This is a genomic window from Sphingomicrobium astaxanthinifaciens (assembly GCF_022865105.1).
Taxonomy (GTDB): Bacteria; Pseudomonadota; Alphaproteobacteria; order Sphingomonadales; family Sphingomonadaceae; genus Sphingomicrobium; species Sphingomicrobium astaxanthinifaciens.
In genome coordinates this window covers 1,160,549-1,182,304 of record NZ_JAKNYM010000002.1, presented here as the reverse complement: position 1 = coordinate 1,182,304, position 21,756 = coordinate 1,160,549, and the positions used below count along the sequence as shown (strand labels likewise).

24 protein-coding genes are annotated in these 21,756 nt (G+C 69.4%); 17 read left to right on the top strand and 7 right to left on the bottom strand.

Translation table 11 applies throughout. The annotated features are described in order from the left end of the window. The first annotated feature begins 130 nt into the window (after positions 1 to 130). From L8951_RS09970 to dapE, 8 genes are all read left to right on the top strand, one after another. Complete coding sequence (locus tag L8951_RS09970) at positions 131 to 457, top strand: hypothetical protein (RefSeq protein WP_244382904.1); 327 nt, start codon at positions 131 to 133, stop codon at positions 455 to 457. Between the two features lie 120 nt (positions 458 to 577). Continuing rightward, positions 578 to 712: a 50S ribosomal protein L34 gene (gene rpmH / locus L8951_RS09965; protein WP_244383234.1), complete on the top strand. Its 135-nt coding sequence runs from the start codon at positions 578 to 580 to the stop codon at positions 710 to 712. Beyond that, positions 709 to 1,041, top strand: a complete 333-nt coding sequence (gene rnpA, locus L8951_RS09960) for a ribonuclease P protein component (protein ID WP_279614845.1) — start codon at positions 709 to 711, stop codon at positions 1,039 to 1,041. Before rpmH ends, rnpA begins: the two co-directional genes overlap by 4 nt. Further along, complete coding sequence (yidD, locus tag L8951_RS09955) at positions 1,038 to 1,250, top strand: membrane protein insertion efficiency factor YidD (protein ID WP_244382903.1); 213 nt, start codon at positions 1,038 to 1,040, stop codon at positions 1,248 to 1,250. The genes rnpA and yidD overlap by 4 nt, the downstream gene beginning before the upstream one ends. 18 nt (positions 1,251 to 1,268) lie before the next feature. Next, a complete protein-coding gene (gene yidC, locus L8951_RS09950) occupies positions 1,269 to 3,002 on the top strand; it encodes a membrane protein insertase YidC (protein WP_244382902.1) in 1,734 nt (577 codons plus the stop codon). Beyond that, on the top strand, positions 2,999 to 3,640 hold the full coding sequence (yihA, locus tag L8951_RS09945; protein ID WP_244382901.1) for a ribosome biogenesis GTP-binding protein YihA/YsxC: 642 nt from the start codon (positions 2,999 to 3,001) through the stop codon (positions 3,638 to 3,640). The genes yidC and yihA overlap by 4 nt, the downstream gene beginning before the upstream one ends. A 119-nt stretch (positions 3,641 to 3,759) precedes the next feature. Next, a complete protein-coding gene (locus L8951_RS09940) occupies positions 3,760 to 4,419 on the top strand; it encodes a glutathione S-transferase family protein (RefSeq protein WP_244382900.1) in 660 nt (219 codons plus the stop codon). Then, entirely contained in the window at positions 4,416 to 5,543 is a 1,128-nt protein-coding gene (gene dapE / locus L8951_RS09935) for a succinyl-diaminopimelate desuccinylase (RefSeq protein ID WP_244382899.1), read from the top strand. The genes L8951_RS09940 and dapE overlap by 4 nt, the downstream gene beginning before the upstream one ends. 7 nt (positions 5,544 to 5,550) lie before the next feature. On the opposite strand, the gene L8951_RS09930 is transcribed toward dapE, so the two are convergent. From L8951_RS09930 to L8951_RS09915, 4 genes are all read right to left on the bottom strand, one after another. After that, positions 5,551 to 7,251, bottom strand: a complete 1,701-nt coding sequence (locus tag L8951_RS09930; RefSeq protein ID WP_244382898.1) for a putative bifunctional diguanylate cyclase/phosphodiesterase — start codon at positions 7,249 to 7,251, stop codon at positions 5,551 to 5,553. Between the two features lie 109 nt (positions 7,252 to 7,360). Continuing rightward, positions 7,361 to 7,945 (bottom strand): Smr/MutS family protein, encoded by a 585-nt coding sequence (locus L8951_RS09925; RefSeq protein ID WP_244382897.1) that lies wholly within the window; start codon positions 7,943 to 7,945, stop codon positions 7,361 to 7,363. Next, entirely contained in the window at positions 7,926 to 9,104 is a 1,179-nt protein-coding gene (mltA, locus tag L8951_RS09920) for a murein transglycosylase A (protein ID WP_244382895.1), read from the bottom strand. Before mltA ends, L8951_RS09925 begins: the two co-directional genes overlap by 20 nt. Further along, positions 9,101 to 9,754 carry a Tim44/TimA family putative adaptor protein gene (locus tag L8951_RS09915; protein ID WP_244382894.1) on the bottom strand — a complete coding sequence of 218 codons (654 nt, stop codon included), beginning with the start codon at positions 9,752 to 9,754 and terminating at the stop codon, positions 9,101 to 9,103. The genes mltA and L8951_RS09915 overlap by 4 nt, the downstream gene beginning before the upstream one ends. A 225-nt stretch (positions 9,755 to 9,979) precedes the next feature. On the opposite strand from L8951_RS09915, the gene secB reads away from it, so the two are divergent. The 4 genes from secB to L8951_RS09895 all read left to right on the top strand — a co-directional run bounded on the left by secB (position 9,980) and on the right by L8951_RS09895 (position 13,947). Next, positions 9,980 to 10,561 carry a protein-export chaperone SecB gene (secB, locus tag L8951_RS09910; protein ID WP_244382892.1) on the top strand — a complete coding sequence of 194 codons (582 nt, stop codon included), beginning with the start codon at positions 9,980 to 9,982 and terminating at the stop codon, positions 10,559 to 10,561. Positions 10,562 to 10,576: 15 nt separating this feature from the next. Beyond that, complete coding sequence (gene murJ / locus L8951_RS09905; protein WP_244382890.1) at positions 10,577 to 12,145, top strand: murein biosynthesis integral membrane protein MurJ; 1,569 nt, start codon at positions 10,577 to 10,579, stop codon at positions 12,143 to 12,145. A gap of 3 nt (positions 12,146 to 12,148) precedes the next feature. After that, complete coding sequence (trpS, locus tag L8951_RS09900; RefSeq protein ID WP_244382888.1) at positions 12,149 to 13,150, top strand: tryptophan--tRNA ligase; 1,002 nt, start codon at positions 12,149 to 12,151, stop codon at positions 13,148 to 13,150. 113 nt (positions 13,151 to 13,263) lie between these two features. After that, positions 13,264 to 13,947: a DUF4136 domain-containing protein gene (locus L8951_RS09895; RefSeq protein WP_244382886.1), complete on the top strand. Its 684-nt coding sequence runs from the start codon at positions 13,264 to 13,266 to the stop codon at positions 13,945 to 13,947. Between the two features lie 96 nt (positions 13,948 to 14,043). Here the strand turns inward: L8951_RS09895 and dnaA are convergent, their stop codons facing one another. From dnaA to mutM, 3 genes are all read right to left on the bottom strand, one after another. Then, entirely contained in the window at positions 14,044 to 15,444 is a 1,401-nt protein-coding gene (gene dnaA, locus L8951_RS09890; RefSeq protein ID WP_244382884.1) for a chromosomal replication initiator protein DnaA, read from the bottom strand. 422 nt (positions 15,445 to 15,866) lie between these two features. Next, positions 15,867 to 16,130 carry a 30S ribosomal protein S20 gene (rpsT, locus tag L8951_RS09885; protein WP_244382882.1) on the bottom strand — a complete coding sequence of 88 codons (264 nt, stop codon included), beginning with the start codon at positions 16,128 to 16,130 and terminating at the stop codon, positions 15,867 to 15,869. 106 nt (positions 16,131 to 16,236) lie between these two features. Then, on the bottom strand, positions 16,237 to 17,049 hold the full coding sequence (mutM, locus tag L8951_RS09880; RefSeq protein ID WP_244382880.1) for a bifunctional DNA-formamidopyrimidine glycosylase/DNA-(apurinic or apyrimidinic site) lyase: 813 nt from the start codon (positions 17,047 to 17,049) through the stop codon (positions 16,237 to 16,239). A gap of 60 nt (positions 17,050 to 17,109) precedes the next feature. Between mutM and L8951_RS09875 the strand changes: the two genes are divergently transcribed. From L8951_RS09875 to L8951_RS09855, 5 genes are read left to right on the top strand one after another with little or no spacing between them, the layout of a single operon-like run. Continuing rightward, positions 17,110 to 17,841 carry a class I SAM-dependent methyltransferase gene (locus L8951_RS09875; RefSeq protein WP_244382878.1) on the top strand — a complete coding sequence of 244 codons (732 nt, stop codon included), beginning with the start codon at positions 17,110 to 17,112 and terminating at the stop codon, positions 17,839 to 17,841. Continuing rightward, positions 17,841 to 19,373 carry a 2-polyprenylphenol 6-hydroxylase gene (ubiB, locus tag L8951_RS09870; RefSeq protein WP_244382877.1) on the top strand — a complete coding sequence of 511 codons (1,533 nt, stop codon included), beginning with the start codon at positions 17,841 to 17,843 and terminating at the stop codon, positions 19,371 to 19,373. The genes L8951_RS09875 and ubiB overlap by 1 nt, the downstream gene beginning before the upstream one ends. After that, on the top strand, positions 19,374 to 20,567 hold the full coding sequence (coaBC, locus tag L8951_RS09865) for a bifunctional phosphopantothenoylcysteine decarboxylase/phosphopantothenate--cysteine ligase CoaBC (RefSeq protein ID WP_244382876.1): 1,194 nt from the start codon (positions 19,374 to 19,376) through the stop codon (positions 20,565 to 20,567). Further along, positions 20,564 to 21,007: a dUTP diphosphatase gene (dut, locus tag L8951_RS09860; protein WP_244382875.1), complete on the top strand. Its 444-nt coding sequence runs from the start codon at positions 20,564 to 20,566 to the stop codon at positions 21,005 to 21,007. The genes coaBC and dut overlap by 4 nt, the downstream gene beginning before the upstream one ends. Further along, entirely contained in the window at positions 21,004 to 21,756 is a 753-nt protein-coding gene (locus L8951_RS09855) for a HesA/MoeB/ThiF family protein (protein WP_244382873.1), read from the top strand. The genes dut and L8951_RS09855 overlap by 4 nt, the downstream gene beginning before the upstream one ends.

The window sequence follows — 21,756 nt, the reverse complement described above, 5'->3', positions numbered from 1 at the left end:
CGGATTTGCGGCAATCGTCCCCCTGGCTTCGGCCGCCCCACCCTAGCGCGGTGCGCGCTGCTGGCAAGCGGCACCGAAAAAACCGGGCTGCCGTCTTGAGAGAATCGCGCGCAGTCGCCACATGGCATCCATGGGTGGGACGGCAAAGAAATGGATCGATCGGGATCCGGGACGCACGATCGTTTTCGTGATCGGCGCGCTGACGATTCTCGTCTCGCCCATCATTGGCCTCCTGCCCGGCCCCGGGGGGGTGTTCGTGTTCGCCGCCGGGCTCGCGCTGTGCCTGCGCACCAGCCGCTGGGCGCGGCGGCAATATGTCCGCTTCAAGCGCTGGCAGCCCGAGGCGGGGCGCTGGGCCGACTGGGGGCTGCGCCGCAAGTCGGCGCGGCGCCGCGAACGGCTGCGCAAGGCGCTGCGCGACGACCGGCACGACGCGGGCGAGGCGCGGGACATTTGACTTACGCCGCCGAGCGCAGTAATGGCGCCCCCAACGGGAGGCCGCGTCCACTCACTGACTGGGGCGGCCCTTTTTTGTTCAATCGAATTCGAATGAATTCTCAGCATCGGGATATGAGCGATGAAGCGCACTTTCCAGCCCTCGAACCTCGTCCGCAAGCGTCGTCACGGGTTCCGCACCCGCATGGCCGATGCCAGCGGTCGCAAGATCCTGGCGCGTCGCCGCGCCAAGGGCCGCAAGAAGCTCAGCGCCTGATTTCGACGATCCGGGCCCGCCGCGACTTCCTTGCCGCCAACGCGGGCAAGCGGGTCGCGACTCCCGGCTTCGTGCTGCTGGTCCACGACCGGCGCGACGGCAGTGACGCGATGCGCGTCGGCTACACCGTCTCGAAGAAGGTCGGCAATGCGGTCACCCGCAACCGGATGAAACGCCGCCTGCGCGAACTCGCTCGGGCGGCGTTGCCGCATCTGGGTAGCCCGGGGGCGGACCATGTGCTGATCGGGCGCCAGCGCGGGGTCGAGCGCGATTTCGCCACGCTGCGCGCCGAACTCGAGGCCGCGCTCGCGCGGGCGGCGACGCGATGATCGCCAAGCTGCTCATCTGGATCGCCGCGGGCTGGCAGAAGGGGCCCTCGCGGATCCTGCCGCCGACCTGCCGTTACCAGCCGAGCTGTTCGGCCTATGCCATCACCGCCTGGAAGCGCTATGGCGCGCTGAAGGGCAGCTGGCTCGCCACCAAGCGGATCTGCCGCTGCCATCCCTGGGGGGGACAGGGTCATGATCCGGTCCCGTAGACGAAACGGAAATTCGACGTGAACGACAATCGCAACATGCTGCTCGCCATCGTGCTGAGCGCCATCGTCCTGATCGGCTGGTCGCTCCTGAGCGAACGCTATTTCCCGACCGCCGCCGACGAGACCGTGACGGTGCAGGACGGCGAGGTGGTCGATGTCCCAGGGCCGAGCGACGTGGGCATCGAGGCGGGGCCCGACACGCGCGAGCAGATGCGCGAGATGGTCGAGGTGCTCGGCGATACCGACCGCGTCGCCGTGCGCACCCCCAGCCTGACCGGCTCGATCAACCTTGCGGGCGCGCGCTTCGATGATCTCACCATGACCCGCCACCATGTCGCGCTCGACGGCATCGACGATGTGCGCCTGCTCTCCCCCGCGGGCGCGGCGGGCGCCTATTTCGCACAATATGGCTGGAGCGGCGAGGGCGTCGAGGTGCCCGGGCCGACCACCCGCTGGCAGGCCGACCGCGACACGCTCACCCCCGAACAGCCGGTCACGCTGCGCTGGGACAATGGCAGCGGCCAGACCTTCCTGCTCGAGATCGCGGTCGACGACGACTATCTCTTCACCATCGCGCAGCGCGTCGAGAACCGCAGCGCCAACGCGGTGGCGATCCGCCCCTATGCGCTCGCCAGCCGCGCCGAGGCCTCGACCGACGAGAGCTTCTGGACCGTCCACGTCGGCCCCATGGGGGTGTTCGACGATGCCGCCAACTATGACATCGGCTACGACGACCTCGAGGACGCGGGCGTCAATGGCGAACGCTTCACCTCGACCGGCGGCTGGCTCGGCTTCACCGACAAATATTGGCTCACCGCGCTGGTCCCCGACCAGCGCGAGGTGGTCACGGCAACGATGCGCCAGACCCCCTCGGGCGCGTTCCAGACCGACTATCTCGCCAACCCCGTCCTCCTCCAGCCGGGACAGGCCAGCACCTTCACCGCGCGGCTCGTCGCCGGCGCCAAGGAAAAGGGCGTGCTCGACGCCTATGAGGATGCCGGCATCCCCAAGCTGTCGAAGGCGATCGACTGGGGCTGGTTCGAATGGTTCATGCGGCCGATCTTCGACCTGCTGCGCTTCTTCTTCCAGCTCACCGGCAACTTCGGCGTGGCGATCATCATCATGACCGTGCTGGTGCGCTTCGCGCTCTACCCGCTCGCCAACAAGCAGTTCCGCTCGATGGCGGGGATGCGCCGCATCCAGCCCAAGATGAAGGCGCTGCAGGAGCGCTACAAGGACGACAAGCCGCGCTTCCAGCAGGAAATGCTCAAGCTCTACCAGGAGGAAAAGCTCAACCCCGCCGCGGGCTGCCTGCCGATCTTCCTGCAGATCCCGATCTTCTATGCGCTCTACAAGGTGCTGCTGGTCTCGGTCGAGATGCGCCACCAGCCCTTCGCGCTGTGGCTCCAGGACCTGTCGGCACCCGACCCGCTGACCCCGGTCAACCTGTTCGGGCTGCTGCCCTTCGACCCCCCGGGCTTCCTCGCCATCGGCATCCTGCCGATCCTGCTCGGCGTCACCATGTGGCTCCAGTTCCGCCTCAACCCGGCGCCAATGGACGATATCCAGAAGCAGGTGTTCGGGATCATGCCGTGGATCCTGATGTTCATCATGGCGCCCTTCGCGGCGGGGCTCCAGCTCTACTGGGTAGTCTCGAACATCCTCACCATCGCCCAGCAGAAGTGGCTCTACCACAAGTACGACCTTGAAAAGGACGGGATGAAGGCAGGCGCCCACCCGAAGGGCACATGAGCGAGGATCTCGCGACCCTCGAGGAACGCGCGCGCAGGCTGCTGACCGGCAAGGTCGAGTTCCTGCTCTCGGCGCCCGCGCTCAAGTTCCTGCCCGAGGCCGGCGCCCCCGAGATCGCCTTCGCGGGCCGCTCGAACGTGGGCAAGTCGAGCCTGCTCAACGCGCTTACCGGGCGCAAGAAGCTGGCGCGCGCCTCGGTCACCCCGGGGCGCACGCAGGAATTGAACTATTTCGAGGCGGGCGAGCCGGTCGAGATCCGCCTCGTCGACATGCCGGGCTACGGCTTCGCCAAGGCGCCGGTGAAGGTGGTCCAGCAATGGCGCCACCTCATCAACGACTATCTGCGCGGCCGCACCACCTTGAAGCGCGCGCTGCTGCTCATCGATTCGCGGCGCGGCATCAAGGATGTCGATCGCGATGTGATGAAGATGCTCGACGGCGCGGCGGTCAATTACAACCTCGTCCTGACCAAGGCCGACAAGGTCAAGAAGTCCGAGCTCGAGGCCACCCTCGCCGCGGTTGCGGCCGAGGCGCGCAAGCATCCCGCCGCGCATCCCGAGATCCACGTCACCTCCTCCGAGAAGGGCATGGGGATCGCCCGGCTGCGCGCCGCCATCCTCGCCGCCGCCGAGAGCTGAGCCGGGCAACCGCGCGGCGCTGCCGTGCGTTCGGCTCGTCCCCCTTGTGTTCGCGCGCCGGCTGCGCGATGCGCGGGGGGGCGAACCCACCGGGCCCTGCTGCAACCGAAGGCGACGAGATGAAGCTGATCATTGGCAACCGCGCCTATTCCTCCTGGTCGATGCGCGCCTGGCTCGCGCTCAAGGCGGCGGGGCTCGAGTTCGAGGAACTGGTCGTGCCGCTGTTCGACGCGGCCTGGGACCAGGCCCGCGCGGGCGATGAATTCGCCGCCTCGGGGGGCAAGGTCCCGCTGTTGTGGGATGGCGACACGGTCGTCTGGGACAGCCTCGCGATCATCGAGACCTGCGCCGAACGCTGCGACTATCGTTTCTGGCCCGAGGACCCGGCGCGCCGCGGCATGGCCCGCTCGATGGCTGCCGAGATGCATTCTTCCTTCCCCGCGATCCGCCGCGAGATGCCGATGAACGTGCGCAAGCGCGTCGACGACCACATCCTCTCGCCCGCCGAGATCGAGGAGGTCGACCGCATCCTCAACCTGTGGGCGCAGGCGCGCGCGCGGCGCGAGGGCGAGGGCGACTATCTGTTCGGCGCGTGGAGCGCGGTCGACATGATGTTCGCGCCCGTGGTCACCCGCTTCATCACCTACCGGGTCCCCCTGCCCCCCTTCGCCGCGGCCTATGCCAGCGCGGTGCTTCACCACGCCCATGTCGTCGAATGGATCGAACTGGCGCAGGAAGAGCCGTGGGAAATCACCGCCTACGAACCGGAGAAATCGTGACCGATCCCGTCGACCTTGCCGCCGCCCTTATCGGGGTCAAGTCCGTCACCCCCGCGCGCGGCGAGGTGTTCGACCGGCTCGAGGCCGCGCTCGCCCCGCTGGGGTTCACCTGCCATCGCTTCGTGCTCGGCGAGGCGCCCGATGGCCCGACCGAGAATATGGTGGCGATCCGCGAGACCGGGCGCGAGGGGCCGCATTTCGCCTTCGCCGGCCATCTCGACGTCGTGCCCGCGGGCGAGGGCTGGGCGCACGATCCCTACGACCCGGTGATCGAGGACGGCATCCTCTACGGGCGCGGCGCCTGCGACATGAAGAGCGCGATCGCCGCCTATGTCGCCGCGCTCCACGCCCGGCTGCCCGCGACCGGGACGCAGTCGCTGCTGATCACCGGGGACGAGGAGGGTTATGCCACCTACGGCACCCCGCGCATCGTCGACTGGCTCAAGGAACGCGACATCCGTCCCGACATGTGCCTGATCGGCGAGCCCACCAGCGTCGACACGCTCGGCGACACGGTCAAGATCGGCCGCCGCGGGTCGTTGAACGTGTGGATCGAGGTGCCCGGCCACCAGGGCCATGTCGCCTACCCCCACCTTGCCGACAATCCCATACCGCGGCTGGCGCGGATCATCGCCGCGCTCGATGAATGGGTGATCGACGAGGGCAATGAGGCGTTCCAGCCCTCGAACCTCGAGTTCGTCGCGCTCGACACGCCGACCAAGGCCTCCAACGTGATCCCGGGCAGCGCGACCGGGCAGCTCAACATCCGCTTCACCAGCCTGCACAAGGGCGGCGAACTGGCCGACGCGCTGACCGACCGGGTCCATGCGCTCGACCCCACCGCGCGGGTCCGCACGCGCGTCTCGGGCGAGAGCTTCCTCACCCCCCCGGGGACGCTCTACGACGTCGTCGTCGCGGCGATCCGCGAGGAAACCGGGATCGAGACCGACCTGTCGACCAAGGGCGGCACCTCCGATGGTCGCTTCCTAATCGAACTGTGTCCGGTGATCGATTTCGGCCTGCCCAACGCGACCATGCACAAGGTCGGCGAAGCGGCGGCGGTCGAGGACATTCGCGCGCTGGCGCGGATCTACGGGCGGGTGCTCGACAAGTTGTTCGGCTAGGCCCTGGCTAGGCGACGCTGTCGCCGCCCAGCGTGACCAGCCGCGGCCCCTTGCGGTTCTCGGCATTGTCGAGCCAGGTGAAGAACTCGTCCTCGTTCATCGGCGGGGCGAAGACATAGCCCTGCACCACCTGCGCGCCCATCGTGCGCAGGAGGTCGGCCTGCGCGGCATTCTCGATCGCCTCGGCGACGATGTCGGCGCCGACCGCGTGGATCAGCGTGATGACCGACTGGACGATGTTGCGCGCCTTTTCCGAGCGGTCGATGTCGACCACCAGGCTGGGGTCGAGCTTGACCCGGTCGAGCGGCATCGAGCGCAGCCGCGCGATGTTCGAATAGCCGGTGCCGAAATCGTCGATCGCGATCGTCGCCCCGTCGGCGCGCAGCGCCGCCATCGCCGCGATCTGCTCCTCGGTGCAGCGCATCGCCGCGGTCTCGGTGAATTCGAGTTCGACGAGGCTGAGCGGGATCGATCGCGCCTCGAAGGCCTCGCGCACGCGCTCGAAGAAATCGCCGCGCTCGAGCTGGCGCGGGCTGACGTTGACCGCGACCCGCCGGGCGCGTCCGCGCTCCTGCCACTGGGCGAGGATCTCGGCGCATTCGCCCAGCACCCAGTTGCCGATGTCGGTGATCGCGCCGCAGCTCTCGGCGACCTCGATGAAGTCGGAGGGCTTAGCGACATTGCCGTGCGGATGGTTCCAGCGCAGCAGCGCCTCGGCCCCCGTCACCTCGCCCGTGCGCAGGCTCATCTGCGGCTGCAACGCCAGCGTGAACTCGCCCCGTTCGAGCGCTTCGGTCAGCGCGCGCTCGGTGGCGATCTTGTGCTCGTGCCGCTTGGCGAGCGCGCTCGAGAAGGTGACGTAGCGACCGCCCCCGAGGCTCTTGGCCTGGTACATCGCGATATCGGCCGCGCGCATCAGCTTTTCCACGCTGTCGCCGTGGCAGGGCGCCAGCGCGACCCCGACCGAGGCGCCGATGTCGATCGAATGGCCGTGCAGTTCGAACGGTTCGGCGATCGCCCGGCAGACGCGGCGCGCGATGCCCTCGACCCCCTCGGGCTTCACCCCGGCGAGGAAGATGGTGAACTCGTCGCCCGCGAGCCGCGCCACCAGCGGGCGCGGCATGTCCTCGGGCCCCGCCTCGAGGTTGACCACGTTGCGCAGCCGGTTGGCGACCATCGTCAGCAGCTGGTCGCCGCGGGCATGGCCGAGGCTGTCATTGACCCCCTTGAAGCGGTCGAGGTCGACGAACAGCATCGCGCAATCGCGCTCGCAGGTCGCGAGCAGCTTGTCGGCCTCGCCGCGAAAATGCAGCCGGTTGGGCAGCGAGGTGACGGGGTCGAACATGCCCAGCGCATGCGCATTGTCGATCGAGGCGCGCACCTCGGCGAACAGCTTGTCGACCGCCTGCGCGACCGCGGGCATCGATTCCTGGACGAGCGGCGGGGCGGGACTGGTTAGGTCGCCCTCCTCGACCGCGAGCAGCCGGTCGCCGAGCGCGGCGAGCGCGCGCGCGCTCTGCGAATTGGGGCGTTCCGAGGCGATATAGCAGATCAGGAGGCAGAAGGTACCGGCGACGATGCTGGCGAGGATCTTCTCGTCGAGTTCGGTGAGGTAGAGCAGCGCGGCGAGGCTGAAGACGAACGAGGCGAGGCCGGCTGCTCCGGAGAGCAGGGCATTGGCGAATTTCTGTGCCTTGGCCTTGTCCATCACCGCCAAAATCAGCTCCCTGTCTGCCGCTTGGCGGGCGTGCCGCGCGTCATCCGAGCCCGATTGATCTAGATCATGAAGGTTAATAAAGCGTCACGCCGCCGGGGCGTCAGCGCGGCGCGCCCGGGCGTTGGCGGCGCAGCACGAGGTAGAGCGCGCCGCGCCCGCCGTGGCGCGGCGCGGCGGGGCGCACCGCGGCGATCGCGTCGGCGTGGCGCGAGGCCGACAGCCAGCCTTCGACCGCGGCGCGGATCTTGCCCCGCGCGATCGGCGGCTCGCCCTTGGGCGCGTGCCCGGTCACCAGCAGCACCAGCCGCTCGCCGGCGCCGAGCGCGGCCTCGATCCCACGATCGATCGCGTGCCAGGCATGGTCGAGGTTGTGGCCGTGCAGGTCGATCACCCGGTCGGGGGCGCTACGCCCCTGCCGCAGCCGCTTGTCCCAGCCACCGTCGAGCGTGGCGTCCTGGTGGGTCCGGCTCGGGGGCGGCACGATCCGCGGCGGCTCGGCGCGCACCGCGGCGGCGGCGCTGGCGCGCTGCGCCGCGCTGGGACGCGGCGCGCGCGGGGGCCGCGCCGCCTCGGCCGGGCGCGGCGGCGCGGGCGCGCGGCGCCCGGCGGGGTCGCGCGAGAGGGGCTCGACGGTCGCCACGACCTTGGCCCACAGCGCCTTTTCCTCAGGGCCGAGCGAGCGCACGCGCGACCGCCGTCCGGGGCAGGAGCAGCAGCGCCCGCCCCTCGCTCGACATCACCCCCGCGATCCGCTTGGCCGCAGGTCCGGCGCCCCAGAAGGTGTCGAACCGGTTCGCGCCCTTGATCGCCCCGCCGGTATCCTGCGCCACCCACAGGCCGTCGGCGGCGTCATTGTCGAGGTCGAGCCACACGGGCGCGCCGAGCGGGACGAAGCGGGGGTCGGCGGCGACGCTGCCGACCGGGACCACCGGCACCTCGAGCGCGCCGAGCGGCCCCTCGCCCTCGAGCCGGCGGAAGAAGACATAGGACGGGTTTTCCTGCATCAGCGCGGTGCCGCGCACCGGGTCGGCGCGCAGCCATTCCTGCAGGCTGTCGAGCGTGATCGTCCCGCTCTCCATCAGCCCGCGCTCGCGCAGCAGCCGGCCGATGGCGACATATTCATGGCCGTTCTGGCCGGCATAGCCGATCCGCACCACCTCGCCGTCGGGCATCCGCAGCCGTCCCGAGCCCTGGATCTGGAGGAAGAACAGGTCGACCGGGTCGGCATAGCCGAGCTCGAGCCCGCGCCCCGCCAGCGCCCCCGCGTCGATCGCGGCGCGGTCGAAATAGCGCACGAAGTCGCCATTGGCATCGCGGCGCCCGCGCCCCTCGCCCGAACCGTCGCTGAAGACGCCCTGGGTGAGGTCGTCGGGCAGCGCGTAGACGGGCGCGGACAGCGTCGCGGTGGGCACCGGGCTGGCGTCGATCTCGGGTTCGAAATAGCCGGTCGCGAAGGCGCGTCCGTCGCCGACCTCGATCCACGCAAAGCGCGCGGCGAAGAAGTCGGCGGCGCGTGCGGGGTCGAGCGTGCGCGCCTCGGCGCACAGCGGCGCCCAGTCGGCGGGCAGCGTGAGCAAGCTGCTGTCGGTCCGCGCGAGCAGCTTGGGGCATGAGGTGACGAAGGCCTCGAGCGCGCGGCGCGCTTCCTCGCCGCGCGGCGCGATCGCCGCGGCAAGCCGCACCCCGGCCTCGAGCGCGGTGGCGGCGGCGGGCACGGGCGCGGGCGCGGGTGTCGGCGCGGGCGCGGACGCCGATGCGGACGGGCCCTGCGGGCTCGCCGCGCAGGCGCCGAGCATCAGCGCGAGCCAGGCTCCGGCGACGCGCGCCACGCTCGTCCCGCTCATGCTTCTTCGTCGGTCTCGACGAGGATCCAGTTGGGGTCGGCCGAGGCGATGTCGCGGCGGAAGGTCCAGCGATCGCGCGTCTGCACCGCATCGTCCATCGACCCGGCCACCACATTGCCCTCGCCGTCGCGGGTCACCGCGGCGATATCGGCCTTGAAGCGCACCGCCACCTCGGCGATCGAGCGATCGAGGCTGGCGGCGACGATGATCGCCTGGTCGATGTGGATGAGGCGGTTGTCGAGCGTGAGCCCCTGCGCCTTGCGCGCCTCGACCGCGCTGGCGAAGGCGTCGTGGACATTGTCGTCGAGGAACGCGCGCACCGCCTCGAGGTCGCCCTGCCAGAAGCGCTCGAGGATCATGCGATAGGCGCCCTTCGCGCCCTCGATGAAGCGCGCGACGTCGAACCCCGGGTCCGCCGCCAGCAGCGCGCGCACGCCCGGCCCGGCGAGCGGGACATAGGCCATGTCGCCCTCGTCGAGCGCGGCGCTGCCCGCGCTGGCCGCGGGGTCGGGCTGCTGCTCGACCCGCGGTTCGGCCTCGGGGGCCTTGACGAGCGGGGTCTGCTCATGCCCGGTGCGCTCGCCCAGCACGCTGAACAGGCGAAGCCCGATGAACAGGGCGACGAGGGCGAGGATCACGAGTGCGGTCAAAATGCTATCCCAATGCTGGTTCGGGCCCGATGTCTTGTCCGGGCCGGATGGTCGAGCCTCCAACATAGGAGCCTTGGCCGCGGCTTTCAAAGACAAAGCGCCAGGATCAACGCACGAAAGGCGCGTTGCGTCGCATCGGTCGGGCTGCTAGGCGCGCAGACGATCAGTGACAAGGGGTGGCCGCGACGGTCGCCCTCCTGCCCAAGAGCTTGGAAAGATACGACCATGGCCGACGAAACGCCGACCCCCGACACCCCCGAAACGCCGACCGGCAACCCCGAGGCGCAGCCTGCCGACGCGGCGGCCGGCGCCCCCGGCCAGGCGGCGGGCGAGGCCCCCCAGTTCGCCAACCTCGCGCAATATGTGAAGGACCTGTCGGTCGAGAATCCCAACGCGCCCAAGTCGTTCCAGTACAAGGGCCAGCCCAAGATCGACCTCGCCTTCAACATCGATGTCCAGCAGATCGGCGAGGACGTCCACGAGGTGGTGCTCAAGATCGAGGCTTCGGCCAAGGCCGAGGAAGGCACCCAGTTCGTCGTCGACCTTGCCTATGGCGGGCTGTTCGGCATCCGCAACATTCCCGCCGACCAGTTGCAGCCGCTGCTGCTCGTCGAGGCGCCGCGGCTGATCTTCCCGTTCGCGCGGCAGGTGATCGCCGATGCGACCGCGCACGCCGGCTTCCAGCCGCTGCTGCTCGAACCGATCGACTTCGGCGCGATCTACATGCAGCGGCTCGCCGCCGCGCGCGCGCAGCAGCAGGGTGACGGCGCGCCCGCGCCCGCGCCCGGCGCCGACACCAACGCCTAAGGCGCTGGGGCGCCCATGAACCTCGTCAAGGCCGGGGGCACGATCGGCGGACTGACGCTCGTCAGCCGCATCCTCGGCTTCGTGCGCGAGATGGTCTTCTCGCGGGTCATGGGCGCGTCCGCCGCAGCGGACCTGTTCGTCTTCGCCTTCACCATCCCCAACCAGCTGCGCCGGTTGCTCGGTGAAGGCGCTTTTTCGCAAGGCTTCGTGCCGCTGTTCGCGCGGCTCGTCGGCAAGGACGGCGACCTCGCCGATGCCAAGCGCTTTGCCGAGGAAGTGCAGGCGGTGTTCCTGCCCGCGCTCATCCTCATCACCGCCCTCTTCGTCGTCGGCATGCCGCTGGTGGTCGCCGCCATCGCCGATGAAAGCTGGCGCGCCGACCCCACGCTCTTCGGTCAGGCGGTCGACCTCACGCGCATCACCTTCCCCTATCTCATCTTCATCGCGCTGGTCTCGCTGTTCAGCGGCATCCTCAACTCGCTCTCGCGCTTCGCCGTCGCCGCCTTCGCACCCGCGTTGCTCAATGTCGCGCTGGTCGGCGCGCTGCTGATCTTCGACGAGGGCGGGCTCGTCACCGCGCGCGCCATGGCCTGGGGCGTGATCGTCGGCGGGGTGATCCAACTCGCCACCCTCGTCGCCGCGACCCGCCATGCCGGCCTCAAGCTCAAGCTCCTCCCGCCGCGCATGACGCCCCGGGTCAAGGAGCTCCTGAAGCTCATGGTCCCCGCCACCATCGCGGCGGGCGGCTATTACATCAGCCAGCTCTTCTACCTGAAGTTCGCGACCCGCCTGCCCGACGGCAGCCTTGTCTATCTGTCGCAGGCCGACCGCCTCAACCAACTCCCGCTGGCGCTGATCGGCTCGGCCATCGGCGTTGCCATCCTGCCCGCGATCAGCCGCCATATCGGCCAGGCCGAGCACCGCCAGGCGAGCAACGTCCAGAGCCGCGCGACCGAGCTCGCCATGCTCCTTACCCTGCCCGCGACCATCGCGCTGATCGTCATCGCGCAGCCGATCATGACCGTCCTGTTCGAAGGCGGCCGCTTCACCGAGGAAGATGCCGCCACCTCGGGACAGGTGCTTGCCTACATGGTGTTCGGCTTGCCCGCCTATGTGATGATCAAGATCCTCGCGCCCGGGTTCTTCGCGCGCAAGGACATGAAAACCCCCGCCTACATCACGATGGCGACCCTCGCGCTCGCGATCGGCATCTGGTTCGCCTTCATCGACGAGGTCGGGATCGTCATCTTGCCCATCGGCACCGCCATCGCTGCCTGGGTCAACGCCTTGACGCTCTACACGCTGCTCCATGCGCGCGGCCATTTCAGCCTAGAGCCCTGGCTCGTCACCCGACTGTTGAAGCAGCTGCTGTGCGCGGGCGTGATGGCCGCCATCCTCTTCGTCCTGTCCGACATGGTCTTCGCCGACTGGTTCGCCGCCGGCGCGGGTCGCCGCGCGGTCGCGCTCCTCGCGACCTGCGGCGCGGGCGGCGGCGCCTATCTGGCGCTTGCCTGGATCATCGGCGCGATGGACAAGAAGGACATCCTCCTCCTCCTCGGCAAATCGAAGTTCAAGGAAGCCTAATTCATGCGCGTCGTCTCCGGCATCCAGCCTACCGGTGATCTCCACCTCGGCAACCTGCTCGGCGCGATCCTGCGCTGGACCGCGATGCAGGAGGAAGCGGAGGCCAGCCGCTTCTTCTTCCTAGCCGACCTGCACGCGATCACCGTCGACCACGACCCCGCCCAGCTGCGGCGCAACGTGCGCGAGATGGCCGCCGCGCTGCTCGCCGCGGGGATCGACCCCGAGCGCTCGGTGCTGTTCGCCCAGTCCGACGTGCCCGCGCACGCCGAGCTGCAATGGCTGCTGGCGTGCACCGCGCGGATGGGCTGGCTCAGCCGGATGACCCAGTTCAAGGCCAAGTCGGGCAAGAACCGCGAGAAGGCGAGCGTGGGGCTGTTCACCTACCCGGTCCTGCAGGCCGCCGACGTCATGCTCTACCAGGCCACCCACGTCCCCGTGGGCGAGGACCAGAAGCAGCATATCGAGCTGGCGCGCGACATCGCCGACAGCTTCAACCACCGCGTCGGCGAGGAGGTGTTCGCCGCCCCCGCGCCCTATATCGGCAGCGGCCGCGCGGCGCGGGTGATGAGCCTGCGCGATGCGTCCAACAAGATGAGCAAGTCCGATCCCTCGGACATGAGCCGAATCAACCTCACCGACGACGACGACACGATCCTCGCCAAGATCAGGAAGGCGCGCACCGACCCCGACCCCCTGCCCGACAACCTCGACGGGCTCGAGGAGCGTCCGGAGGCGCGCAACCTCGTCGGCATCATGGCCGCGGTGACGAACCGCAGCGAGGAAGCGGTGCTGGCCGAATTCGCGGGCCAGGGCTTCGGCGCCTTCAAGCCCGCGCTCGGCGAGGCGCTGGTCGCGCTGCTCGGCCCGATCCGCACCCGGCTCGAGGCGCTGCGCGCCGACGAGGCGCGGCTCGACGCGATCCTCGATCAGGGCGCGCAGACCGCCCGCGAGGCGGCCCGTCCGACGCTCGACAAGGCCTATGCCGCGCTCGGGCTACGCCGTTGATCTGCAAGGCTTAATCGAGGTCGTACAGCCGACGTTCACGCTTCATCGCCGGTTCACCGGCTGATATGCTATAAGCATGCTGGTTATTCCAAGATCCGAGGAAAGCATGTGTCATGCGTAAGTTTCTGAAGGCGACCGCCGCGAGCGTCGCACTCCTTGGCCTCGCGGGCTGCGCGACCGGGTTTCCGGCGCAGGTCAGCCGCTACCAGGCCATGCCCGCCCCCAACGGCGAGACCTTCGCCGTCGTGCCGATGAACGAAGCCGATGCCGGCGGCCTCGAATTCTCGCGCTATGCCGAGATGGTCGCCGCCGAGCTGCGCGAGGAGGGCTATACGCAGGCCGCCGACCCCGCCGCCGCGAGCATGATCGTCTCGCTCGGCTACCGTGTCGATGACGGGCGCGAGCGCATCGTCGACCCCTATCCCGGGCTCTACGACCCGCGCTTCCGCTTCGGTGTCGCCTTCGGGCGCGCCTATCACCCCTTCTACCCCTACCGCTACGCGCGGCATCGCTATTACGGGCCGCGGCTCGGCTTCGCCTGGGGCTGGGACGATCCCTTCTGGTACGGTCGCGGGATTCGCAGCTACACCGAATATCGCTCGGTGCTCGAGCTCGACATTCGCCGCGCCGAGGACAACCAGGCGGTGTTCGAAGGCACCGCCAAGGCGCGCAGCCGCACCGACGAGCTCGGCACCCTCGTGCCCAACCTCATCGAGGCGATGTTCACCGACTTCCCGGGCCGCAACGGCGAGACCGTGAAGATCACCGTGCGCGGCGACGAGGACGCGCGCCGCTAGGCCGCCGCCGCAAGCGACCCCGCAGCAACCCCAACGCAAACGCCCGCCCGGTGACCAAACCGGGCGGGCGTTCTTTCTCGTGACGCGACGAGGGGACTAGTTCTCGAGCTGGCGCTGCAGCAGCCGGATGTCGGCGTCGAGTTCGGCATCGGCGGCGCGCAGGCTCTCGATGCGCTTGACCGCGTGGATCACGGTGGTGTGATCGCGCCCGCCGAAACGCCGCCCGATATCGGGCAGCGACTTGGGGGTCAGCTGCTTGGACAGGTACATCGCGACCTGCCGCGGGCGCGCCACTTCGCGGGCGCGTCGCGCGGAGGTCATCTCGGCTTTGCGGATCGAGAAATGCGCGGCGACCTTGGTCTGGATCTCGTCGATCGAGATGCGGCGCTGGTTGGCGCGCAGCACGTTGGCGAGCACTTCTTCCACGAAGGGCACGTCGATCACCCGCCCGGTCATCATCGCATAAGCGGCGATGCGGTTGAGCGCGCCTTCGAGTTCGCGGATCGAGTTGGTGATCCGGCGGGCGAGGAACGCGACCACCGCCTCGGGCATCTCGACCCCGGCCAGCCCGTCGAGCTTGGCGCGCAGGATGTTGTAGCGCAGCTCGTAGTCGGCGGCGTTGATGTCGGCGACGAGGCCCCACGACAGCCGCGACAGGATGCGCGGCTCGATGCCGTCGAGGTCCTGCGGCGCGCGGTCCGAGGTGATCACCAGCCGGCGGCCCGCGGTGATGATCTCGTTCATCGTGTGGAAGAATTCTTCCTGCGTCGATTCCTTGCCGGCGATGAACTGGACGTCGTCGACCAGCAAGAGGTCGGCCGAGCGCAGCTTCTGCTTGAAGGCGATGGTGTCGTTCTCGCGCAGCGCGCGGACGAACTCGACCATGAACTTTTCCGCCGACATGCTGACCACGAGCGCGTCGGGGTGCTTGGCGAGGAACGCCTGCCCGATGGCGTGCAGGAGGTGCGTCTTGCCGCGCCCGGTGCCGCCATGGATGAACAGCGGGTTGAAGGCGACGGTCTCGCTATTGGCCAGCGTGCGCGCGGCGGTCGCGGCGACCTCATTGGCCTTGCCGACGACGAAATGGTCGAAGTCGTAGCGTTCATCGAAATTGGGGCGCGGGTGCGCGGGCGCGCTCGGCGCGCTGGCGGCACGCGGTGCGGGCGCTTCGGGCGCCTCCTCGAGGATCAGCATCGGGCTCGGGCGCGGCGCGCCTTCGACCGGGATGAGGTTGACCTCGCGCACGATCGGCAGCGTGTGGCGCCACGCGAGCGCGAGCCGGTCGCCGAAGTTCGACTTCACCCAGTCGGCCATGAATTGCGAAGGCATGAGGATGTCGAGCGCGCCGGATTCGGGCTCGAAGCGCCCCAGCGCGGCAGGCTTGATCCAGCCGTCGAAGGTGCGCGCGCCGAGGTCGTTGCGCAGGCCGGCCCGGATGCTCTTCCACGCGGCCGCGAGCGGGGCATCCTGCCCGGCATCGACATCTTGCGGACGCATAGCTTCCCCGTTGCCTTGCACTAGCCTGCGCCTCCCGATCGACATGCATTTGGCAAAGCGGCTCTGTTGCCCGGAATCGCGGTTAACGATCCGTGCCCGTGGCTGCCGGCTCTACCTTGCCCCCCGGGGCGGAATCGCTCCCGGAGACGACGTTGTAAGGCGCGCTTCGGGCTTCGTTCAAGACCCGTTTTTTCATTTTGCTGAAATAAAAGCTATTGACAGCGCAAAGCCGCGAAAAATCGAAAATCTCGCGGATTCCTGCGCTTTTCTAACCCATAGCGGTGGGCGGCCGCGACGAATCGTTGGAATGACTGGACTTTTTCCGGCGCCAAAATGAAACGGACCGCCGGGCTACCCCGACGGTCCGTTTCGATCCGATGGTAAATCCGTAGTAAACCGGGACCTGCTTGTCCCGGAACGGATCAACCGAGCGCGGCGACGCGCTTCGACAGGCGGCTCAGCTTCCGCGCCGCGGTGTTCTTGTGCATCACGCCCTTGGCGACGCCACGCGCGATTTCGGGCTGCGCGGCGCGAAGCGCCTGCTGCGCCTCGCCCTGCTTGCCGTTCTCGAGCGCCGCTTCGACGGCCTTGATGAAGGTGCGGATGCGGCTGACGCGCGCCCCGTTGATCTCGGCGCGACGGTCGTTGCGACGGATACGCTTACGTGCCTGCGGCGAATTCGCCATGGATGGACCTCAACTCGTTCGATTAAAAGAAAAATCGGCGCGAACCGCGAACGGCCTGCACCGGCATGGGCGCTCCCTTACCCAAAGCACCGGCGGTCGTCAAGCATCAGCGCTGGCAGGTCGGGCAATAGAAGGTCGACCGCCCGCCCTGGACGCGCCGCCGGATCGTCCCGCAGCCGCGACGGCATGGCGCCCCCTCGCGCCCGTAGACATCGAAGCGCGTCGAGAAATAGCCGAGCTGCCCGTCGGGCTGGGCATAGTCGCGCAGGCTCGAGCCCCCCGCCGCGACGGCCTCGGCGAGCACCCCGGGAATGGCGGCGGCGAGCGCGGCGACCCGCGCGCGGCCGATGCTCCCCGCCTTGCGCCCGGGCGCGATCCGCGCCCGCCACAGGGCCTCGCAGACATAGATGTTGCCGAGCCCCGCGATCACCCGCTGGTCGAGCAGCGCCAGCTTGATCGCGCTCGCCTTGCCCGCGAGCCGGGCGCGCAGCACCGCCGGGTCGATCGCCGGCAGCGGTTCGGGCCCCATGCCGACGAACCCGGGATAATCGTCCAGCGCGGCGCTCGGCACGAGGTCGACGAAGCCGAAGCGCCGCGCGTCGTTGAGCGCGAGCCGCCGCCCCGCCGCGGTCTCGATCAGCAGGTGGTCGTGGCGGTCGAGCCGGTCGGGGTCGATCCGCCAGCGCCCCGACATTCCGAGGTGGAAGATCAGCGTGTCGTCGCGATCGGTGTCGATCAGCCCGTATTTGGCGCGCCGCCACAAGCGCGTCACCACCGCCCCCGTCAATCGCTGCCCGAGCCCTTCGGGAAAGGGCTTGCGCAGGTCCGGGCGGCGCAGCTCGACCCGCGCGATCCGCGCCCCTTGCAGGACGGGCGCGAGCCCGCGCACGGTGGTTTCGACTTCGGGAAGTTCGGGCATGGCAGCCCTGCGCTTAAGACCCGTTTCCCCTGCCCTCAACCCCTGCTAGGGCCTCTTCCCATGCAGGATCCAGTCTATTTCGGCGACGAGCAGGTCGCGCCCGCGGAGAAAACCCAGCGTGTCCACGGCGTCTTCGCCTCGGTCGCGGCGCGCTACGACCTCATGAACGACCTCATGAGCGGCGGGCTCCACCGCCTGTGGAAGGACCGTTTCGTCGCGCGCGTCGCGCCGCGGCGCGGCGAGCAGGTGCTCGACATGGCGGGCGGCACCGGCGACATCGCCTTCCGCATGGCGCGCCGCGGCGCCGACGTCACCGTGGCCGACATCAACGAGCATATGCTCGACGTCGGGCGCGAGCGGGCCAGGAAGCGCGGGCTCGAGGGGCTCTCGTGGCGGGTCGAGAATGCCGAGGCGCTGACCCTCGAGAGCGACCGCTTCGATGCCTATACGATCGCCTTCGGCATTCGCAACGTGACCGACATCCCCGCCGCCCTCGCCGAGGCGCACCGCGTCCTCAAGCGCGGCGGGCGCTTCTACTGCCTCGAATTCTCGACCAGCGAATGGCCCGGTTTCGGCAACCTCTATGAAACCTACGCCGAGCATCTCATCCCGCGCATCGGCGAAGTCGTCGCGCAGGACCGCGACAGCTACCAGTATCTGGTCGAATCGATCCGCCGTTTCCCGCGCATGCCCGCCTTCGAGACCATGATCGGCGAGGCCGGGTTCGAGCGCACGGGCTACCGGCCCATCCTCGGCGGGCTCGTCGCCATCCACTGGGGGTGGAAACTCTAGTGGCCGCCTCGCTGACCCATGTCGCGCGGCTGCTGCGCTGGGGGCGCACGCTGGCGCGTCACGGCGCCCTGCGCGGGATCGAGAACGACCCGCTGACGCCGCCCAACATGAAGCGGCTGCTGCGGCTCGCGCGCTTCGGGCTCCGGCAGCCCGAGCAGCCCGACTATGCCGCCGCGCTGCAGGAGATCGGCCCCGCCGCGATCAAGCTGGGGCAGGCGCTCGCCACCCGCCCCGACCTCGTCGGCGAGGAAGCGGCCGAGAACCTCCTGACCCTCCAGGACGATCTCCCGCCCGCCCCGATCAGCGTCATCGTCCCCGCGGTCGAAAAGGCCTTGGGCGCCCCCATCGACCGCCTCTTCAGCGACTTTGCCGAGCATCCCGTCGGCGCCGCCTCGATCGCGCAGGTCCACAAGGCGGTCACCACCGACGGCAAGACCGTCGCGGTCAAGGTGCTGCGCCCGGGCATCGAGGAGCAGTTCGCCGAGGCGCTCGAGACCTATGAATGGGCCGCCGCCCAGCTCGAGGGCTATGGCGGCGACGAGGCCGAGCGCCTCAGGCCGCGCCAGGTCATCGCCCATTTTAGGCAGTGGACCAACCGCGAACTCGACCTCCAGCGCGAAGCCGCCTCGGCGTCCGAACTCAGGGAGAACATGGTCGCCGAGCCCGGCTTCTACGTCCCCGAGATCGACTGGCGCCGCACCGCGCGCCGCGTCCTCACGATGGAATGGCTCGAGGGCACCAAGCTCACCAAGAAGGCCGAGCTGGTCGCCAAGGGCCACGACCTCCACGCCTTGAGCCAGATCCTCGTTCGCGCCTTCCTGCGCCAGGCGGTGGTCGACGGCTTCTTCCACGCCGACCTCCACCAGGGCAACCTGATCGCGCTTCCCAACGGCCAGCTCGCCGCGGTCGATTTCGGCATCATGGGGCGGATCGACCGCAAGGCGCGGCTGTGGCTCGCCGAGATCCTCTACGGCCTCATCACCGGCAATTACAAACGCGTCGCCGAAATCCATTTCGAGGCGCAATATGTCCCTGCCCACCACAGCGTCGATGAATTCGCCACCGCGTTGCGCGCGGTGGGCGAACCCATCCGCGGGCTGCCGGTAAAGGACATCAGTATCGGGCGCATGCTCGAGGGGCTGTTCTCTATCACCCGCGATTTCGACATGGCGACCCAGCCCCACCTCCTCCTCCTCCAGAAGACGATGGTGATGGAGGAAGGCGTGGTCGTCAGCCTCGATCCCGACATCAATATGTGGGAGGCCGCCGAGCCCTTCCTGCGCGAGTGGATCCGCAGCGAACTCGGCCCCGAGGCGCTCATCGCCGATCGCCTTACCGCGGTCCGCCGCGCGCTCCAGAAGCTCCCGCACCTCATCGACAAGATCGACGCCACCTATCCCGAACCCGGCGGCGCCCCGCCCATGCCCCCCCTGCCCGAGGTGCGCCTGATCGAACGCCCCCGCTGGGGCGGCTACCTCCTCACCGCGCTCGTCGCGGGCGCGGCGGGTGCGGGGCTGGTGGCGGTGCTGTAGATGGCGCGCCTCCTCCTCATCATCGGCGGCGGCATCGCCGCCTACAAGGCCGCCGAGCTCATCCGCCACGCCCGCAAGGCGGGGCATGAGGTCACCCCCGTCCTGACCGAGGGCGGCGCGCATTTCGTCACCCCCATGAGCCTCGCCGCGCTTGCCGAAAGCCCGGTTTACACCAGCCTGTGGGACCTGAAGGACGAGGCCGAGATGGGCCATATCCAGCTCTCCCGCGCCGCCGACCATGTCCTCGTCTGCCCCGCCACCGCCGACATGATCGCCAAGATGGCCGCCGGCATCGCCGACAATCTCGCGACCACGCTGCTGCTCGCCACCGACAAGCCCGTCACCATCGCGCCCGCGATGAACGTCAGGATGTGGGAGCATCCCGCCACCCAGCGCAACGTCGCCCAGCTGCGCGCCGACGGCATCACCGTGCTCGATCCCGACGAAGGCGCGATGGCCTGCGGCGAGTTCGGCCCCGGCCGCCTCCCCGACCCCGAAGCCATCCTCGCCGCGCTCCCGCTCGGCGCGCCAAGCGCCTCGCCCTTCCGGACTGAAGGCCCGCTGTCGGGCAGGCACGTCCTCGTTACCGCCGGCCCGACGCACGAGCCGATCGACCCGGTGCGCGTCATCGCCAACCGCTCGTCGGGCAAGCAGGGCTTCGCCATCGCGCGCGCCGCCGCCGCCGCCGGCGCGCGCGTCACGCTCGTCGCCGGCCCCGGCTGCCTGCCCACGCCTCCCGGCGTCGCGCGCATCGACGTCGAGACCGCCGTCCAGATGCGCGATGCGGTGATGAGCGCGCTGCCCGCCGATGCCGCGGTGCTGGTCGCCGCAGTCGCCGACTGGCGCGTCGAGGGCGCGGCCACGCACAAGCTCAAGAAGGGCAAGGGGCCGCCCCAGCTCCACTTCGCCCCCAACCCCGACATCCTCGCCGAGCTCGGCGCGCATCCCGACCGCCCCCGCCTCCTCGTCGGTTTCGCCGCCGAGACCGATGACGTGATCGCCAACGCCACCGCCAAGCGCGAGCGCAAGCAGGCCGACTGGATCCTCGCCAACGACGTCTCGGGCGACGTCATGGGCGGCGACAACAACCGCATCCACCTCGTCACCGCCGACGGGGTCGAGGATTGGGAGCAGGGGTCGAAGGACGCCGCTGCCCGGACCCTTGTCAACCGCATCGCACAGGAACTGACATGACCATCTCGATCCAGCTCGCCCGCCTGCCGCATGGCGAGGACCTGCCGCTTCCCGCCTACGCCACCCCCGGCGCCGCCGGCATGGACGTGCAGAGCGCGGAGGACGTGATCATCCCGCCGGGCGGGCGGCACGCGGTCGCCACCGGCTTTCGCGTCGCCATTCCCGAAGGCTACGAGATCCAGGTCCGCCCGCGTTCGGGGCTCGCCTTCAAGCATGGGGTGACCGTCCCCAATACCCCGGGCACCATCGACAGCGACTATCGCGGCGAGCTCAAGGTGCTGCTGATCAACCACGGCCCCGACCCCTTCGTCATCGAGCGCGGAATGCGGATCGCGCAGATCGTCCCGGCCGCGGTCACCCGTGCCGCCTTCCTCGAGGTCGCCGACCTCGACGAGACGACGCGCGGACAGGGCGGCTTCGGGTCGACCGGCACCAAGTGAATTTCTCCGACAGCGACCTCGACCGCTATGCCCGGCACATCGTCCTGCCCGATGTCGGCGGGGTGGGGCAGCGCCGCCTCAAGGCGGCGCGCATCGCGGTGGTCGGCGCGGGCGGCATCGGCGCGGGCGTCCTGCCGGCGCTGGTCGGGGCGGGCGTGGGCCGCATCACGCTGTTCGACGACGATGCGGTCGAATTGTCCAACCTCCAGCGCCAGTGGCTCTTCACCGAAGAAGACATCGGCGCGCTCAAGGCGCCGCTGGTGCGCCGCTTCGCCGAGGCGCGCGATCCCAATGTCCAGCTCGACGCGCACGGCTCGCGGCTCGATGCGGGCAATGCGGACAACATGCTCGCGGGGCACGAACTGGTCATCGACGGTACCGACAATTTCGCCACGCGCCTCGCGGTCAACGACAGCGCGGTCCGCCTCGGCATCCCGCTCATCAGCGCCGCCGCGCAGCAGCTCCAGGGGCAGCTCGGGCTGTGGCGCGGGCGCCCCTGCTATCGCTGCTTCGTGGGCGACGCCTTCGATAGCGACGACTGCGACACCTGCGCCGAGACCGGGGTCCTCGGCGCGCTCACGGGGCTGGTCGGCAACATGGCGGCGATGATGGCCATCCGCCTCGTGTGCGGCATCGGCGGCGATACGGAGGCGGAGGCGGGCACGCTCCATCTCTACGACGGGCGCGCCAACGGCTGGCGCAGGATCGCGATCCCCGCCGACCCGGGGTGCCGCGCCTGCGCGCCCTGA

What these genes read in the sequence shown, in the direction of transcription:
- L8951_RS09970 (WP_244382904.1), top strand. Translation starts at nt 131, where the DNA reads ATGGGTGGGACGGCAAAGAAATGGATCGATCGGGATCCGGGACGCACG.
- rpmH (WP_244383234.1), top strand. Translation starts at nt 578, where the DNA reads ATGAAGCGCACTTTCCAGCCCTCGAACCTCGTCCGCAAGCGTCGTCAC.
- yidD (WP_244382903.1), top strand. Translation starts at nt 1,038, where the DNA reads ATGATCGCCAAGCTGCTCATCTGGATCGCCGCGGGCTGGCAGAAGGGG.
- yihA (WP_244382901.1), top strand. Translation starts at nt 2,999, where the DNA reads ATGAGCGAGGATCTCGCGACCCTCGAGGAACGCGCGCGCAGGCTGCTG.
- L8951_RS09940 (WP_244382900.1), top strand. Translation starts at nt 3,760, where the DNA reads ATGAAGCTGATCATTGGCAACCGCGCCTATTCCTCCTGGTCGATGCGC.
- L8951_RS09930 (WP_244382898.1), bottom strand. Translation starts at nt 7,251, where the DNA reads ATGGACAAGGCCAAGGCACAGAAATTCGCCAATGCCCTGCTCTCCGGA.
- mltA (WP_244382895.1), bottom strand. Translation starts at nt 9,104, where the DNA reads ATGAGCGGGACGAGCGTGGCGCGCGTCGCCGGAGCCTGGCTCGCGCTG.
- secB (WP_244382892.1), top strand. Translation starts at nt 9,980, where the DNA reads ATGGCCGACGAAACGCCGACCCCCGACACCCCCGAAACGCCGACCGGC.
- murJ (WP_244382890.1), top strand. Translation starts at nt 10,577, where the DNA reads ATGAACCTCGTCAAGGCCGGGGGCACGATCGGCGGACTGACGCTCGTC.
- trpS (WP_244382888.1), top strand. Translation starts at nt 12,149, where the DNA reads ATGCGCGTCGTCTCCGGCATCCAGCCTACCGGTGATCTCCACCTCGGC.
- L8951_RS09895 (WP_244382886.1), top strand. Translation starts at nt 13,264, where the DNA reads ATGCGTAAGTTTCTGAAGGCGACCGCCGCGAGCGTCGCACTCCTTGGC.
- dnaA (WP_244382884.1), bottom strand. Translation starts at nt 15,444, where the DNA reads ATGCGTCCGCAAGATGTCGATGCCGGGCAGGATGCCCCGCTCGCGGCC.
- rpsT (WP_244382882.1), bottom strand. Translation starts at nt 16,130, where the DNA reads ATGGCGAATTCGCCGCAGGCACGTAAGCGTATCCGTCGCAACGACCGT.
- mutM (WP_244382880.1), bottom strand. Translation starts at nt 17,049, where the DNA reads ATGCCCGAACTTCCCGAAGTCGAAACCACCGTGCGCGGGCTCGCGCCC.
- L8951_RS09875 (WP_244382878.1), top strand. Translation starts at nt 17,110, where the DNA reads ATGCAGGATCCAGTCTATTTCGGCGACGAGCAGGTCGCGCCCGCGGAG.
- coaBC (WP_244382876.1), top strand. Translation starts at nt 19,374, where the DNA reads ATGGCGCGCCTCCTCCTCATCATCGGCGGCGGCATCGCCGCCTACAAG.
- dut (WP_244382875.1), top strand. Translation starts at nt 20,564, where the DNA reads ATGACCATCTCGATCCAGCTCGCCCGCCTGCCGCATGGCGAGGACCTG.